Source organism: Flavobacterium sp. UM26, from assembly GCF_057922445.1.
The window spans coordinates 345,721-360,970 of the sequence record NZ_JBVHCY010000001.1 but is presented as its reverse complement, the minus strand read 5'-3'; the positions used below and the strand labels follow the sequence as shown (position 1 = coordinate 360,970).

At 35.2% G+C, this 15,250-nt stretch carries 13 protein-coding genes; 8 read left to right on the top strand and 5 right to left on the bottom strand.

Annotation, left to right across the window (positions count from 1 at the left end; genetic code table 11):
- The first annotated feature begins 76 nt into the window (after positions 1-76).
- Positions 77-943, top strand: a complete 867-nt coding sequence (locus ACZ1AQ_RS01585; protein ID WP_489631211.1) for a DMT family transporter — start codon at positions 77-79, stop codon at positions 941-943.
- Between the two features lie 143 nt (positions 944-1,086).
- On the opposite strand, the gene ACZ1AQ_RS01580 is transcribed toward ACZ1AQ_RS01585, so the two are convergent.
- Positions 1,087-3,135 (bottom strand): M16 family metallopeptidase, encoded by a 2,049-nt coding sequence (locus ACZ1AQ_RS01580; protein ID WP_489631210.1) that lies wholly within the window; start codon positions 3,133-3,135, stop codon positions 1,087-1,089.
- Positions 3,136-3,246: 111 nt separating this feature from the next.
- Positions 3,247-4,569, bottom strand: a complete 1,323-nt coding sequence (locus ACZ1AQ_RS01575; protein WP_489631209.1) for a M16 family metallopeptidase — start codon at positions 4,567-4,569, stop codon at positions 3,247-3,249.
- Positions 4,570-4,818: 249 nt separating this feature from the next.
- On the opposite strand from ACZ1AQ_RS01575, the gene rplU reads away from it, so the two are divergent.
- Together rplU and rpmA are read left to right on the top strand one after the other, a co-directional pair.
- Positions 4,819-5,247: a 50S ribosomal protein L21 gene (gene rplU, locus ACZ1AQ_RS01570; protein WP_024981940.1), complete on the top strand. Its 429-nt coding sequence runs from the start codon at positions 4,819-4,821 to the stop codon at positions 5,245-5,247.
- Between the two features lie 24 nt (positions 5,248-5,271).
- On the top strand, positions 5,272-5,532 hold the full coding sequence (rpmA, locus tag ACZ1AQ_RS01565) for a 50S ribosomal protein L27 (RefSeq protein WP_463338220.1): 261 nt from the start codon (positions 5,272-5,274) through the stop codon (positions 5,530-5,532).
- A 55-nt stretch (positions 5,533-5,587) separates the two neighbouring features.
- Here the strand turns inward: rpmA and ACZ1AQ_RS01560 are convergent, their stop codons facing one another.
- The 3 genes from ACZ1AQ_RS01560 to ahcY all read right to left on the bottom strand — a co-directional run bounded on the left by ACZ1AQ_RS01560 (position 5,588) and on the right by ahcY (position 10,289).
- Entirely contained in the window at positions 5,588-7,957 is a 2,370-nt protein-coding gene (locus ACZ1AQ_RS01560) for a patatin-like phospholipase family protein (RefSeq protein WP_489631208.1), read from the bottom strand.
- A 179-nt stretch (positions 7,958-8,136) separates the two neighbouring features.
- Positions 8,137-8,739: a hypothetical protein gene (locus ACZ1AQ_RS01555; RefSeq protein WP_489631207.1), complete on the bottom strand. Its 603-nt coding sequence runs from the start codon at positions 8,737-8,739 to the stop codon at positions 8,137-8,139.
- Positions 8,740-8,972: 233 nt separating this feature from the next.
- Positions 8,973-10,289, bottom strand: coding sequence for an adenosylhomocysteinase (ahcY, locus tag ACZ1AQ_RS01550; RefSeq protein ID WP_489631206.1), 1,317 nt, complete (start codon positions 10,287-10,289; stop codon positions 8,973-8,975).
- Positions 10,290-10,585: 296 nt separating this feature from the next.
- On the opposite strand from ahcY, the gene ACZ1AQ_RS01545 reads away from it, so the two are divergent.
- The 5 genes from ACZ1AQ_RS01545 to arfB are packed head-to-tail and all read left to right on the top strand — an operon-like array spanning position 10,586 to position 15,150.
- Complete coding sequence (locus ACZ1AQ_RS01545) at positions 10,586-11,230, top strand: 4'-phosphopantetheinyl transferase family protein (protein ID WP_489631205.1); 645 nt, start codon at positions 10,586-10,588, stop codon at positions 11,228-11,230.
- Positions 11,231-11,287: 57 nt separating this feature from the next.
- Entirely contained in the window at positions 11,288-12,031 is a 744-nt protein-coding gene (locus ACZ1AQ_RS01540; RefSeq protein WP_489631204.1) for a phosphoglycerol geranylgeranyltransferase, read from the top strand.
- Positions 12,028-12,660, top strand: coding sequence for a nicotinamide riboside transporter PnuC (gene pnuC, locus ACZ1AQ_RS01535; protein WP_489631203.1), 633 nt, complete (start codon positions 12,028-12,030; stop codon positions 12,658-12,660). Before ACZ1AQ_RS01540 ends, pnuC begins: the two co-directional genes overlap by 4 nt.
- On the top strand, positions 12,612-14,747 hold the full coding sequence (locus ACZ1AQ_RS01530; RefSeq protein WP_489631202.1) for a DUF4301 family protein: 2,136 nt from the start codon (positions 12,612-12,614) through the stop codon (positions 14,745-14,747). Before pnuC ends, ACZ1AQ_RS01530 begins: the two co-directional genes overlap by 49 nt.
- A gap of 1 nt (position 14,748) precedes the next feature.
- A complete protein-coding gene (arfB, locus tag ACZ1AQ_RS01525) occupies positions 14,749-15,150 on the top strand; it encodes an alternative ribosome rescue aminoacyl-tRNA hydrolase ArfB (protein ID WP_489631201.1) in 402 nt (133 codons plus the stop codon).
- Positions 15,151-15,250: the final 100 nt, after the last annotated feature.

The following is a 15,250-nucleotide window of genomic DNA, read 5'->3' as shown; positions in this document are numbered from 1 at the left end:
TATTTAGGGCAAAATTAATTAAAAAAACACCTAGATATTCCCAAAATAATTACAATTTTGAACCAAAATAAATTAGATGATGTCAAAACAAATCAAATGGGGCTATTTGCTGCTTTTATCGCTTATATGGGGAAGTTCTTTCATATTAATCAAAAAAGGATTGGTGGGCTTAACGGCTTTTCAGTTGGGGTCGTTGCGAATTATTTTTGCAGCGCTGTTTTTGTTAGTGATTGGTTTTAGAAGTTTGATAAAAATTCCACATCATCAATGGAAGTACATTGCTTTGACCTCTTTGTTTGGAACGTTTATTCCTGCGTATTTGTTTGCTATTGCACAAACGCAAATAGATAGTTCCATAAGTTCTATTCTCAATTCCTTAACGCCTTTGAACACTTTGTTGATTGGAGCGCTTTTCTTCAGTTTGGATTTTAGACGCAATCAAATTTTTGGAGTATTAATTGGCTTAGTGGGTAGCGCATTGTTGATTTGGAATGGCGCGGTGCATCATCCTAATCAAAATTATTATTATGCTTTCTTAGTACTGATTGCTTCGATTTGCTATGCTACAAATGTCAATTTGATAAAAAAATATTTATTGGATTTGCCTCCGTTGAGTATTACAACGGGTAATTTTTTGGTTTTGCTTTTTCCAGCTTTTGTAGTGTTGTACTACACAGATTTTTTCTCGATGTTGCACGGAGTGGCTGTCCAAGAATCGGTGTTGTATATTTTGATTTTGGGAGTGTTGGGAACGGGTATTGCCAATATCATTTTCTTTAAACTCATTCAGATTTCGTCGCCTGTTTTTGCGACTTCGGTTACGTATTTGATTCCTGTGGTAGCATTTTTTTGGGGAATGTTAGACCAAGAGTTGTTAACGCCAGTGCAGCTTTTGGGGGCTTTTATTGTTTTGGTTGGGGTGTATTTATCGGCCAGAAAATAAATGTTTTGTAACGGGTTTGCGTGAGGGATTACTTCACTATATGTTAATTTTCATAGGAGTTCAGTGAATTTCACGCCCAAAACAGTATAAACGAAAAAAGACTGCCGATAAAAGCAGTCTTTATTTTTTAATCTAAGTTGTAATTATTGAAAATCGGCATCGGTTACGCCTTCGTTGATTTTTACATCAGACATTTTGATGTCTAATTCAAAACCTACATTTTGGATGATGTTGAAAGGAACTTTTACGCCTTTTACGTCTCTATAATCGCCATAATTGGTGGTTTGCGTCATACTTTGACCTCCTTGCTCTAGAACTTTTGATTCGGCTACTTTTAGACCTGTTGTCATGTCGTAGAAGAAAGTTGTTTTGCCGTCTTTGATTCCGTAAGCGTCTTTACCATTGATGGTTTCGATTCCAGAAAGGGTGATGTCTGCTTTTTTTAATAAAGATACTTCTTTAAATACTGTGGCGCTAGCTTTCATCGCATCTAAGTCTTTACCAGTAAAATCTCGGCGTTGTCCTTGTTGAATGGCATAGGCCCCTTTTTCGTTTATTACTTGTTTCATTAAGCTCATAGCTCCCATTGCTAATTCTACTGTCATCTTTCCTTTGTTGTCAATTTTTGAGGTAAAACTCAATGGAGAAGGTGCTTGTGGAATGGTTGTAGAACCAGTCATTGCAATGGTCTTTACAGTAGCTACAGCCTTGTCTCCACCAATAGCTTTGATGTAGTTTTCTAAAACACTTTTGGCGGTAACTCCAGCTGGAATTTCTTTTTTGGTTACTGGTTTTTCTACTGGATTGCCGTATTTGTCAAAAAAGAATAAAGGTAGTTTTAGTTTTTCTAAACCTGGTGTTATCTCACTTGCTTTTCCAACGATTACAATTCGGGTGTTATCTAATAAGAAGTATTTGTTAGCTACACGTAGAATATCCTCAGGTGTTACAGCATTGATGGTTTGAATGTATTTTTCGTAAAAATCGGCTGGCAATTGTTCTGTTTCGATGTTTAAGGCATAGCGTGCCACGGCTTGTGGTTTTTGCACATTCATTACAAAACGACCAATATATCCTGCTTTTACGTTTTTCAAGACTTCCTCAGAAACTTTTTCGGTTCTGATTTTTTTGATTTCTTTGATGAATTCTACTACTGCACTGTCAGTAACTGCATTACGAACGGCAGAATTAGCTACAAATTTGGTCACATATTTTCCGCTACCGATTTCAGAACGTGCGCCGTAAGTCCAAGCATGTTTTTCTCTCAAATTCATATTCAAATACGAATTGAAATCACCACCCAAAATTTGATTAGCAATCACTGCTGGGAAAAAATCTGGGTCATTCATTTTTAGATTCAAGGTGTTGACCAACGAAATTTCGGATTGTACTGCATTTGGTACATCTACTACGTTGATTTGCAATTTGTCTACGTTTGGATTAGCGGTATAGTTTTCTTTGGTAATGGTTTTTTTCTCCCAAGCGCCAAATAGTTTTTCAACAGCAGCTTTGGTTTCTTTGAATTTTACATCGCCAACGATTACCAAATAAGCGTTTTCTGGTACAAAGCGAGCAGCGTAGTTGCTTTGAACATCAGCCAGCGTTACGTTTTTTAACGTTTCTTCTGAAACGTATTCACCAGAAGGATGATTTTTGCCAAAAGCTAGTACATCAACAACTCGGCTAGAAATTGCAGCTACACTTTTTTCATTGGCTTTTAATCCTTCAATCATTTTCGCTTTGTCTTTATCGAATTCTTCTTGTGTGAAAAGTGGAAACAAAGCGCCTTCAGCTAACAATTCTAAAACACGTCCAGAATATTTAGAAAGTGTACTTGCGGAAGCGCCTTGAGAAGAAAAGTTGATGTTGGCACCTAAGAAATCAATTTCTTCATTGAATACATCTTTTGGAGTTTTTTGACTTCCGTTACCAACCAAACTGCTAGTCAAATCATCTACTCCTTTTTTGTTGCCCTCTGCAAAAGGAGGGTTGTCTAATGTTAGAGTAAAAGAAACACGGGGCAGTTTGTGATTCTCTACAACCATAACTTTTAGTCCATTTTTTAAAACAAAACTTTGTGGTTTTTTGATTTGAACTATAGGGGCTGGTCCTGGTTTGGGTTGTGGTCTGTTTTGCGCTTGCATAATTCCTGTTACAAAGAATAGGGTTAAGAGGATGCTTATATTTTTCATATATGTAAAATTTATTTTTTTTCGGTCATATATGGTATCGCCTTTTGTTTAATTGGTGTTTGTGTGCAACAAACCTGTTGTTAGTGGCGATTTCATAATGTTCATATCTTGTTATTTGGACTTTTCAGCAGCTGGTACGTAATCTAAAACTAAACGTTGATTAGGGTTTAAGTACTTTTTCGCAACGTCTCTAATTTCTTCTCTTGTGATAGAGTGAATCATTTCGATTTCTGTATTGATTAAATTGACATCACCATACAGTAAATAGTAGCTAGCCAAATTTTCAGCAATTCCTTCAATAGAAGCATTAGAGCTCACAAAATTGTTGTCGAACTTGTTTTGCAGTTTTTGGTAATCTTTCTCGGAAATTAATTCGGTTTGTAGCTTTACAATTTCTTCATCAATTTCTTTTAAGATTGCTGTTGGGGAATTTTGTCCCATTGGTAAACCATACAAAATGTACATACCGTAATCTTCTTGGCTATTGCTAAATGCGCCTACTTGTAGTGCGATTTTTTTGTCGTCTACAATTTTTTTGTACAGCTTAGAGCTTTTACCATCACTCAAATAAGAAGAGATAAGGTCTAATACACGGGCATCTCTAGTTTTCATAGATGGTGTTCGATATGCAGCAACAATAGCTGGAATTTGAATGTTGTTATCTTCAAATTTAGCTTTTATGGTTTCGCTTATAGGTTCTTCGATGAATTGTTCCCTTTTGATAGGTGCTCCTTTTGGGATTGACCCAAAATATTGTTCAATCCATTTTTTGGCTTGGTCTTTTTTGAAGTCACCTGCCACTACTAGAACCGCATTGTTTGGGATATAGAATTTCTTGTTGAATGCTTGAAATTCCTCTAAAGTTGCAGCGTCTAGGTGCTCCATTGAGCCAATTGTTGTCCAGCGGTAAGGGTGTTTTTTGAATAGGTTTTCTTTTACTACTGCTTGAAATCTACCATAAGGTTGGTTGTCGTATCGAGTTCTTTTTTCCTCTTTCACTACTTCGTTTTGAGTTTCCACACCAATTTTGTTGATAACAGGGTGTAATAATCTTTCGGATTCCATCCAAAGGGCTAATTCCAAATTATTAGAAGGAAAAACTTCATAATAATAGGTTCTGTCGTCTGTTGTGTTGGCATTGTTTACTCCGCCGTTGGCAGTTACAATTTTGAACCATTCTCCTCGTTTGATGTTTTGGGTTCCTTCAAATAATAAATGTTCGAAGAAGTGAGCAAAACCAGTACGATCTGGTCTTTCGTCTTTTGCTCCTACGTGATACATTACCGAAGTAATGGCCACAGGTGCTGATGGATCGTGATGCAAGATAACATGCATGCCGTTGTCTAAATCATACTCTTCAAAAGCTACTTTTTGAGCCGAGGCAACGCCTCCAAGCATCAATACGCTACTCAAAGCCATTATTGTTTTTTTCATAAAGATTATTAGAATTTTGTTGTTGCATTAGTTTAGGTTCTATTAAAAATGTTACATCAAATGTACTTTATTTTAGTCTTTATTGTGAATATAATCTTGTTTTTGCATGATTTTAACATTGGTTTGAACAGAGTAAATGGCTTAAAAATCAGAGGGTAATAGGGATTGAAATATTTTTTAGACATTAGATTGCAGGATTAATATTTAGTTGTATATTTGCAACCTTAAAAATCAATAAATCAATTTGGTATGTATGCAATCGTAGAGATAGCAGGGCAACAATTTAAAGTAAGCAAAGACTTAAAGGTTTATGTTCACCGTTTGGCTAATGAAGAAGGTTCAAAAGTTTCTTTTGACAAAGTTCTTTTATTAGATGATAATGGAAATGTAACTTTAGGCGCCCCAGCTATAGAAGGTGCTTCAGTAGAAGCTAAAGTGTTACAACACTTAAAAGGAGATAAAGTTATCGTTTTCAAAAAGAAAAGAAGAAAAGGATACAAAAAAAGAAATGGTCACAGACAATATCTTACTCAAATTGTAATTGAAGGTATTACTGCTGGTGGAACAGCTAAAAAAGCAGCTCCAAAAAAAGCAGCTGTTGAAGCTACAACTGAAGAAGCTCCAGCTCCTAAAGTAAAAAAAGCTCCAAAAGCTAAAAAAGAAGATACAAAAGAATAATAACAATATTAAAACCAATACGTCATGGCTCACAAGAAAGGTGTCGGTAGTTCTAAGAATGGTAGAGAATCAGAATCAAAACGTTTAGGCGTTAAGATTTTTGGTGGTCAAGCTGCTATCGCTGGGAACATCATCGTAAGACAAAGAGGTTCTAAACACAATCCAGGTGAAAACGTTTACATCAGTAAAGATCATACTTTGCATGCAAAAGTGGATGGAGTTGTGAAGTTCCAAAAGAAAAAAGATAATAAATCATACGTTTCTGTACTTCCATTTGAAGCTTAAGAAATACGATTATAATTATTACAAAGCCTGTCAATCAAGAATTGACAGGCTTTTTTTATGATGGATTGAATAATAATCCTATGCTAAAAAACAATTTTAGCTTATTATTGTTTACCCAGGAGGTGTCAAAAATGATAGGTCCTAAAAAGGTGTTGTACGAAATGGTTGCGCCACTAGATAGTAATATGCTTGTAGCATCTTGATCTTGCCATTTTCCTTTTGGTGCATAAAAATTTCTTTTGAAATCATTGAAGTCCTGAAAGCCGACAGCAGCAACATCAATATGTGGGATTAAATAGATTTTGGAGGTAAGATTGGTTTGTAAGCTTAAATTTACTTTTACAAACTGACTAACATTGAGTTCGTTTTCTTGTAAACCTGCAAATGTTGTACTGTTTTTTAAAGGATTTGGTGTGTAACCTCCTATGAAGTATTTCGATGCATACCCAAACTGTGCGGTTGAAATCTGATTCGATTGTGTTTTATCCTCAAACAATAGCCCTGCACTAGCTTCCATAATGAGCACTTTATTTTGTATCGGAATTCTATTTTCGTAGCTAAAGTTAAATTTAGTAAATGGATTCAGGCTGCCGCTGAAGTTTTCAGTGCTGTTGTTAATAAAGTTAATGTCTACATCTTGACGGATGGAACGGGATAAGGCTACCTGAAGTTTGTTTCCTGTTGTGGCAAAAAATACTTTGTTCAAATTGTCAGTATAGTAGTGAGCATTCATTTCTATTTGGTTGAGATAGTAGCTACTCAATGTGAAAATAGTATTAAAGCTAGGGTCTGTTTTTGGACGTAAATGGGTATAATGGTAGTTGAGTCCGAATCCAAAATAACTTTTTAAAGAATTGATATTTCTATTGATCTGGTTGTCTAGGTGGAAAGCGTTAAATTGAAGATTATCTGCTTTTTTACGTTGTATAAATACATCTTGAATAAGACGTTGACCATAGGCTTCTGAGCGCCACCACCAATTTTTTTCTCGACCTAATATTTTTTGATATTGTAATCTTATCCTTGGTTGTTGTGCAATATCACCAGTAACTAAAATTCGTGATGATTCTCCCAATAAATTTCTTCCGGTGTAATTGATTATTGCGCCAAAACCTCTAAAAGTATCAAAATGTAGCGAAGCTTTCATTTGGCTTTTGTAGTATTCAGAGGCGTTGAGTTGTAAATGGGTTTTGTTGTCTTTTGAAAATGTGGTATAATTGATTTGATTGAACAAATTGGTTCCCATTGCTTTTCTAATTCCTTGGGCAATGTCTTCTATGGTATACTTGTTGCTTGTTTCTAAACCAGCACGTTTTTTTACTAATTCAAGATTAGCGTTGCTAAAGTCTTTGTATATAATTGTATCCAAAACAAACTCTCGGTCGATTATGGGTAGTTGTGGTTTTGTTGAAGGAAAGGCTTTGAGTTTTTCTGCTAATGCTACCAAGGCGGGGATGTTTTGGTTGGTAGCAATTTTACCTTCTCTATAAATTTCATCACTTGCATTAAAGTCACCTGTAGAATAAGTTAAATTAGGGTAATGACTAAATAAAATATCGCATAACTTTTTGTTCTTTTCATTTTTCAAATTGCTTGTTAACATAGTCGATTGAAAAATAAGTGTCGAAAGATTTTCGAGTTTTTCAATAGTTACTTTATCGTCTCCTACATCACTCCCAATGATGATATCGGCACCCATATTTTTGGCAATATCAGTGGGGAAATTGTCCAGCATTCCGCCATCTACTAAAATGGTGTTTTGGTAAGGTACGGGCTTGAATACACCCGGAATAGACATACTTGCTCTCATAGCTAAGCCAATAGATCCCTCGCCAAGAATAACGGTTTTTCCATTCAAAATGTCAGTGGCTACAGCTCGATATGGAATCGGTAATTTGTCGAAATTAGAAACGTTATAGGCTGGATAAGTGATTAGCGAGATGAATTCTCTAAGATTTTGGTCATTTAATAAGGATGATTTAATGACAGGTTTGTAATTTTTTACATCAATGTCGATTAAGTAGCGACTGAATTCGCTCATTTCCTCTACGCTAACGTTGTTTAGCGAAACCTTTCCGCCCAACAATTCGTCCCAATGAGCACTATTGGCAATTTTGGCAATACTGTCTCCAGAATAGCCCATAGCATATAATCCACCAACAACACTTCCCATACTCGTTCCTATAACCAAATCAGGAACGATGCCCAACGAATCGAGCGCTTGAATCACTGGAATATGTGCAATTCCTTTTGCTCCGCCGCCGCTTAGTACTAAAGCTACTTTTGGTTTTTTATGCTGTGAAAAATGATGTTGTGGTACTGTCAATAACACAATCAATAAGAAAAAAGACAGCCAATTTGACTTGAAAGTAAGCTTGTTCAAAGGATAAAAATAGAATAGAAAGTGCTCTTTTTTTTGTTTCATATTTTGAAGACCAATAAGTTAGCGAACTCATTTTTTGTTGCCTTCTAAAATACTAAATTAGAATAAGATACAAACGTTCTTCTTTTGTTAAAGTTTTGAGAGCTTGATGGTTGGAGTTTTTTTATGTAGAGTGATTTTTGTTTGGTCTTTTATTGAGATGATTTAATATTTTGAGGTTTCTAGTTTTGTAATTTGTAATAGAATAATTTTGGATTTCCACATACGAGTTCTGTATAGTTATCTCCAATTTTTTCACCAATATAAGTAGCTATTAATTCTCCAGTACCCGAGTCATAACTATAATCCCAAATTTCATTGTTTGAATATAGTAGCTCGGTAAATGAGTAGGACTCAGGGTTGTCAGAAAACTTTATTTTTTCAGTTTTTATTAAATCCCATTTTTTTGAAGTTCTATAAATTTCATAAAAAAGGATTTCATCTTTGGTTATGGTAATCATTTTACCTCCTAGGTTATCCTCTCTAATAGCCCAATTTCCCTCTTTTAAAATCCATTTCCAGTTTCCAATCAATGAATTTATTTTGTCGTTTCTTAAAATAGTTCTTAGTGAGTCCAACTTTTGTGATGCTTTTTTGCTTAAATCAGTTTTTGGATTAATATTCTGAACAATGGCAAAAGTTTTAATTGCTTCTATATTATCTCCATTTTTATATGAGTTTATCGCCGCTGTGTATAGTTGTTGTTGGTATTCACTGCGGTCGGTTCCCTGAGCTGAATTTTTCAGAACAAATAATAATATAGGGACAAACAAAAAGTTTTTCATTTATTTAAGGACATATTAATTTTGATCATAAATATACAGATATTATAGTATAAACATTAAAGGTTAAGTTTTACTTTAAAACATAATCTGGTTAAAATAGAGATTTTGGGTTTAAAAAGTTAAATTAAACAACAAACCCTCACAGTACTACTGAATGTATTTCAGTTTCCTGTAAGGGTTTGTCTATTATTAACTAGTTACTAGTCCCTCATCACTAAGGACTAATTACTAAATTAGTATCTGTAATATTCAGGCTTAAATGGACCTTCAACAGTTACTCCAATATATTCTGCTTGATCAGGACGTAAAGTCTCTAATTCAACACCTAATTTGGCTAAGTGTAATCTTGCTACTTTTTCATCTAAATGTTTTGGTAACATATAGACTTCATTTTTGTATTTGTCGGCATGATTCCACAATTCGATTTGAGCCAAAGTTTGGTTGGTGAATGAGTTACTCATTACAAAACTTGGGTGACCTGTAGCGCAACCTAAGTTAACTAAACGACCTTCTGCCAAGATGATAATGTCATTACCGTTGATAGTATATTTGTCAACTTGTGGTTTGATTTCGATTTTTGAAGCGCCGTGGTTTTTGTTCAACCAAGCCATATCAATTTCGTTATCAAAGTGTCCGATGTTACAAACGATAGTTTTGTCTTTCATTTTTTCAAAATGAGAACCCAAAACGATGTCTTTGTTTCCAGTTGTAGTGATAATGATATCAGCAGTAGCGATAACAGTATCTAATTTTTTAACTTCAAAACCGTCCATTGCAGCTTGTAATGCACAAATTGGATCAATTTCAGTAACTGTTACAATAGATCCAGCACCTCTAAAAGAAGCAGCTGTTCCTTTTCCTACGTCTCCGTATCCACAAACGATTATTCTTTTTCCAGCTAACATCACATCAGTTGCACGACGGATGGCATCAACAGCAGATTCTTTACAACCGTATTTGTTGTCAAATTTAGATTTAGTAACCGAGTCGTTTACGTTGATCGCTGGCATTGGTAATGTTCCTGCTTTTACTCTTTCGTATAATCTGTGAACACCAGTAGTAGTTTCTTCAGACAATCCTTTGATGCCAGGAACTAATTCTGGGTAACGATCAATAACCATATTAGTCAAATCTCCACCGTCATCCAAAATCATATTCAATGGTTTTCTGTCTTCACCAAAGAATAATGTTTGCTCAATACACCAGTCAAAAGACTCTTCGTCAAGACCTTTCCAAGCATACACCTGAATTCCAGCAGCAGCAATAGCAGCAGCAGCCTGATCTTGAGTAGAAAAAATGTTACAAGAACTCCAAGTCACTTCAGCTCCAAGCGCAATCAAAGTCTCAATCAAAACTGCAGTTTGAATCGTCATATGTAAACATCCTGCAATACGAGCTCCCTTCAAAGGTTGTTCGTCTTTGTATTCTTCACGAAGTGCCATCAAACCTGGCATTTCAGCTTCTGCTAATTCAATTTCTTTTCTTCCCCAAGCTGCTAAGGAAATGTCTTTCACTTTGTAAGCCACATAAGGCATAGTTGCTGTACTCATTTATAGTATATTTGTATATTGAAATTTTTTGCAAATTTACGTAATAAGTTTAGAAATAAACGAATTTCTATAAGATTTGTGAATTGTTTAATTCCTTAAGCGTTAGAATTTTAAATGCCTTGTCAATTGCACATACAAAGTTGGTCAACTATAAGGAGCTAATCCTGCTGTCCACTATATCTTGTATGGCGAACCCCGCCATACAAGGATGCCGTTCCCATCAGGGCTAGGCAATGTGCTAAACAACAAGAAAATTGTATTCAAAAACCAAACTATAAACGACACCCAATTTACAAATGCCGTTATTCAAAACCCTCCAGTATACTCAAGAAACCACACTCTATGTTTGGCACATCACCGAGACGTTTTCGGATTTATACGAACAAGTACACTTGAACACAATTAGCACCCAACGACTCAACGGAATGAAGTCGCAACTGCATCAGCGTGCCTTTTTGAGTGTTCGAAAATTACTAGCCGAAGCTGGATATACCGACTTTGATTTGTTTTACGATGCATCAGGCAAGCCACATTTGAACGACAAAAAATATATTTCCATTACCCATTCTCACGAATTCGCCGCGATCATCATAAGCAATCAAACCGTCGGGATTGATATCGAATTACAACGAGAAAAAATCCTTCGCATCGCCGATAAATTTGTCGATACTGCTGAGTTATCTCGTCTGCAAAGCTTCTCAACAGATGATTATATTCGCAAGTTAACCGTAAAATGGGGTGCCAAAGAAGCCATTTTCAAAATACGAAACGAGAAAGGCATTAGTTTTAAAAACCACATCAAAGTCAGTCCATTTGAGTTAGACCAAAAAGAAACCACCGCCATTTTGGATTTCGAAAAAAAGCAGCAATGGTTTACTATTTGTTTTGATGAGTTCGATTCTTTTACTCTAGTTTATGCTTTTGAAAAAAACGAACAATAGTTTGTATTCTTTCAGTAGTTTTGTGTCGGCTCAGCAAATGGCTGTATGATGATTATTATGAAAAACATTTATCAAGACATTCTATTAGCAAAAAAAGAGAAACGCAAGCTTCTAGCTATTCTTCTCGATCCCGATAAAATTGATTTGCAAGCTGTGCCTCTTTTGACTCAAAAAATTATTGCTTCGCCAGCGACTCATATTTTTATTGGTGGTAGCCATGTAGAAAACAACATTCTTGACGAGTTGATAGTCAAGATTAAAGAAATTTGTCAATTGCCCATTTTGCTTTTTCCTGGCAATCCTTCTCAAATTTCTATTCACGCCGATGGCATACTTTTTTTGTCCCTGTTATCGGGTCGCAACCCTGATTTTTTGATAGAACATCAAGTCAAAGCAGCTCCAATTCTCAAGAAAACAACCTTAGAAGTTATTCCCACGGGTTATCTTTTAATAGAAAGCGGTAACGAAACCGCTGTGGCTAGAGTGAGTAAAACACAACCCATGTCACGCTTCGATATCAAAGGCGTTTGTCATACTGCCATAGCAGGTGAAATGCTCGGACATCAGCTCATCTATCTTGAGGCAGGAAGTGGTGCAAAGTATGCAGTTCCAATAGAAATGATTCAAGAGGTAACTCAAAACATCAACATTCCTTTAATTGTAGGAGGAGGCATTACGGATTGGCTTGGTATTCAGCAAGCGTATGATTTTGGTGCTGATTTAGTAGTAATCGGGACAGCTTTTGAGAAAAACTATTCTTTTTTTGAAAAGAATAAACCACAAATTACACATAAAATATGATTGATTTTTTTTTCGCACAGTATAAAGACTATTCAACTGTAATGGTTAGTTTAGAGTTAATTGCCATTTTTTTCGGTTTAGCCAGTGTTTGGTTTGCCAAAAAAGACAATATTTTGGTGTTCCCAACGGGCTTGGTCAGTACTTCAATCTATGCCTATTTGCTTTGGCAATGGGAATTATTAGGCGATTCGATGATCAATATGTATTACTTTGTGATGAGTCTTTATGGTTGGTACCATTGGACACGCAAAAAAGGAGATGAAGTAGAGTTTCCAATTTCGGATGTTAATTCCAAAGAAAAGATGTATGCTGTTTTAATTTTTATAATGACTGTAGTATTTGTAGTACTAGTTTATCTTTATTTTGGTAAATTTACCACTTGGTATTCGTATGTAGATACTTTATTGACGGCTATTTTCTTCGTTGGCATGTGGTTAATGGCCAAACGAAAGATTGAGAATTGGATATTTTGGATTATTGGAGATTGTATTTCAATACCATTATATTTTGCAAAAGGGTACACCTTTACTTCATTACAATATGTTATCTTTACTATTATTGCCTTTTATGGTTATTTAGAATGGAAAAAAATCTTAAACAGTTCACAGAAGCTGGTGCTTCAGAAATAATACGAATTGCCATTTTTGGACCTGAATCTACAGGCAAAACCACTTTGGCAAAACAATTAGCGGATTACTATCAAACAGTTTGGGTACCAGAATTTGCTCGCGATTATCTACAAGAAAAATTAGATAGCGGGCGTGGTATTTGTGATATCGATGATATGTTGCCCATAGCATACGGTCAAACCAAATTGGAAAACGAAAGTGCAATTGCCGCTAATACATTCTTGTTTTGTGATACCAATTTGTTGGTAACCAAAGTATTCTCTGAACTGTATTATAACTTTTGTGATTCCTTGTTAGACAAAGCAGCACGGACTCATCAATATGACCTGTTTTTCCTCACAGATATTGATGTGCCTTGGGAAGATGATGGTTTGAGAGATAGTCCAGAAGGAAGAGAGTCTATTTTTTCGGTATTCAAACAGTCACTTATTGATAACAAAAAACCATTTATTACTTTAACAGGTGATAAAGAAACCCGTTTGAACAAAGCAATAGCTATTCTAGAAGAGTTACGTATGGCTAAGAAAGTGGGGGTCGACTCTTTGGATTTTGTGCAAATTTACGAGCACGGTATTCCAATAGCTAAAGTACAAGAACAACTCACTATCTACAAAAACGGTATTGCCAAAACCATTTTGGATAGACCTGCAACAATTGGTGATGGAATTATACATTTGTCTACGGAGGAGTTTGTTGAAAAAGCTGCTTTTTTTGATGCTAATCAAGCCTCTTTAAAGTTGAAAAAATTAGTGCCAGCCTCAGGAGCAGCTACACGTATGTTTAAGTTCTTGAATGAGTTTTTGAAGGATTATCATCACGATACCGAAAGTATTAATGCTTATGTAAATAGAAAACGCGATTTAGAGTTGTCACTGTTTATTGTTGGAATGGATAAATTTCCTTTTTATAAGGCCATAGATCAAAAACTTCGAGCTGATTTTTCTGATTTTGATTTTTGGTCTGCTGATCAGAAAAATTATTATTTCGTTACCTATTTATTACATCCAGATTATTTTGATTTTGCCAGTAAGCCCAAAGGGGTTCTACCTTTTCATGACTATGTCGATCATGTAGCCACACCTTTTGAAGAACACCTAAACGAAAGTGTGGCCTATGCTACGGTACAACAAAAAAGTTATTTGCATTTTACTATAACTGAGGCTCATCAAGCCCTTTTTGAAAAATTAGAGCAAGAGTTAAAAGCTAAAATCGAAGAACAATCTAATACAACTATTGAAATAAGTTATTCTTATCAAGACAAATCCACAGATTCAGTTACAGTTGATGCCAATAATCATTTGGTGAAGAATCAAAATAATGAACTTTTATTTCGTCCTGGTGGTCATGGCGCTTTGATTGAAAACCTTAATGCTTTAGATGCTGATATTGTTTTTATTAAGAACATAGACAATGTAATTCAAAATCATTTAGACGCTATTTCCTTATACAAAAAAGGATTGGCTGGGATTTTATTGGCATTGCAACAACGGGTTTTTAAGTATGTAGCTGCTATTCATCAACAGCAAGTTGGCGAATCCCAAGTGGACGAAATCGTGACTTTTGTTCAAAATGAATTGAGTATTGAGTTAACCAAAGGATTTTCAAAATTTACATTTGAAAATAAACTAAAAGAATTACTACGTGTTTTAGATCGTCCTATTCGCGTATGTGGCATGGTAAAAAATGAAGGAGAACCTGGTGGTGGTCCTTTTTGGGTAGTTGATGGCAAAGGAAAAATGAGTTTGCAAATTGTTGAATCTTCTCAAATGGATTTAAAAAACGACGAACAGCAACGAATTTTAGATAATGCTACTCATTTTAATCCTGTAGATTTAGTTTGTGGAATAAAAAACTACAAGAATCAAAAGTTTGATTTAAGCCAGTTTGTAGATCATAATAGCGGATTTATCGTAGAAAGAAAGTTAGGGGCCGAAACCATAAAATCATACGAATTACCAGGTCTATGGAATGGAGCCATGGCCAAGTGGATTACAGTTTTTGTTGAGGTGCCTATGGTAACTTTTAATCCAGTAAAGAATGTAAACGATTTACTGAAACCAGCACACCAGTTCCATCAAGCTTTGTAAAATGGATACAGAAAAAATAGTTGACGAATTACAATTTAAAGCGGTTAGAAGCAGTGGAGCAGGAGGACAAAATGTAAATAAAGTAGCTTCTAAAGTCGTTCTAACTTTTGATTTGAAACAGTCTCAAGCCTTAAACGAAGAAGAGAAACTAGTGCTTGAAAACAAATTAGCCAATAGATTAACTTCAGAACAACTCCTGATTTTACATTGTGATGAAGACCGAAGTCAACTCAAAAACAAAGCTATAGTGATCAAGCGTTTTTTGGCGATAATCCGAGCAGGTTTGTTTGTAGCCAAAGAAAGAAAAGCGACCAAAATACCAAAATCGGCCATAAGAAAACGAATTAAGGATAAAAAGAGTTTGTCCGAAATAAAAAAATCTAGAAGAAAACCTGATTTTTAGTGGTTTCAAAAACTTTAAACTTTAGACTTGTAACTTCAAACAAATGATTTATATTTGCCCCGTCTCAAAGGGGTGCTCTAAAATAACGAGCTGAGATCAT

Bases quoted from the DNA above. Each gene is read 5' to 3' on its own strand.
- ACZ1AQ_RS01585 (WP_489631211.1), top strand. From the start codon at position 77: ATGATGTCAAAACAAATCAAATGGGGCTATTTGCTGCTTTTATCGCTT.
- ACZ1AQ_RS01580 (WP_489631210.1), bottom strand. From the start codon at position 3,135: ATGAAAAATATAAGCATCCTCTTAACCCTATTCTTTGTAACAGGAATT.
- ACZ1AQ_RS01575 (WP_489631209.1), bottom strand. From the start codon at position 4,569: ATGAAAAAAACAATAATGGCTTTGAGTAGCGTATTGATGCTTGGAGGC.
- rplU (WP_024981940.1), top strand. From the start codon at position 4,819: ATGTATGCAATCGTAGAGATAGCAGGGCAACAATTTAAAGTAAGCAAA.
- rpmA (WP_463338220.1), top strand. From the start codon at position 5,272: ATGGCTCACAAGAAAGGTGTCGGTAGTTCTAAGAATGGTAGAGAATCA.
- ACZ1AQ_RS01560 (WP_489631208.1), bottom strand. From the start codon at position 7,957: ATGAAACAAAAAAAAGAGCACTTTCTATTCTATTTTTATCCTTTGAAC.
- ACZ1AQ_RS01555 (WP_489631207.1), bottom strand. From the start codon at position 8,739: ATGAAAAACTTTTTGTTTGTCCCTATATTATTATTTGTTCTGAAAAAT.
- ahcY (WP_489631206.1), bottom strand. From the start codon at position 10,289: ATGAGTACAGCAACTATGCCTTATGTGGCTTACAAAGTGAAAGACATT.
- ACZ1AQ_RS01545 (WP_489631205.1), top strand. From the start codon at position 10,586: ATGCCGTTATTCAAAACCCTCCAGTATACTCAAGAAACCACACTCTAT.
- ACZ1AQ_RS01540 (WP_489631204.1), top strand. From the start codon at position 11,288: ATGAAAAACATTTATCAAGACATTCTATTAGCAAAAAAAGAGAAACGC.
- pnuC (WP_489631203.1), top strand. From the start codon at position 12,028: ATGATTGATTTTTTTTTCGCACAGTATAAAGACTATTCAACTGTAATG.
- ACZ1AQ_RS01530 (WP_489631202.1), top strand. From the start codon at position 12,612: ATGGAAAAAAATCTTAAACAGTTCACAGAAGCTGGTGCTTCAGAAATA.
- arfB (WP_489631201.1), top strand. From the start codon at position 14,749: ATGGATACAGAAAAAATAGTTGACGAATTACAATTTAAAGCGGTTAGA.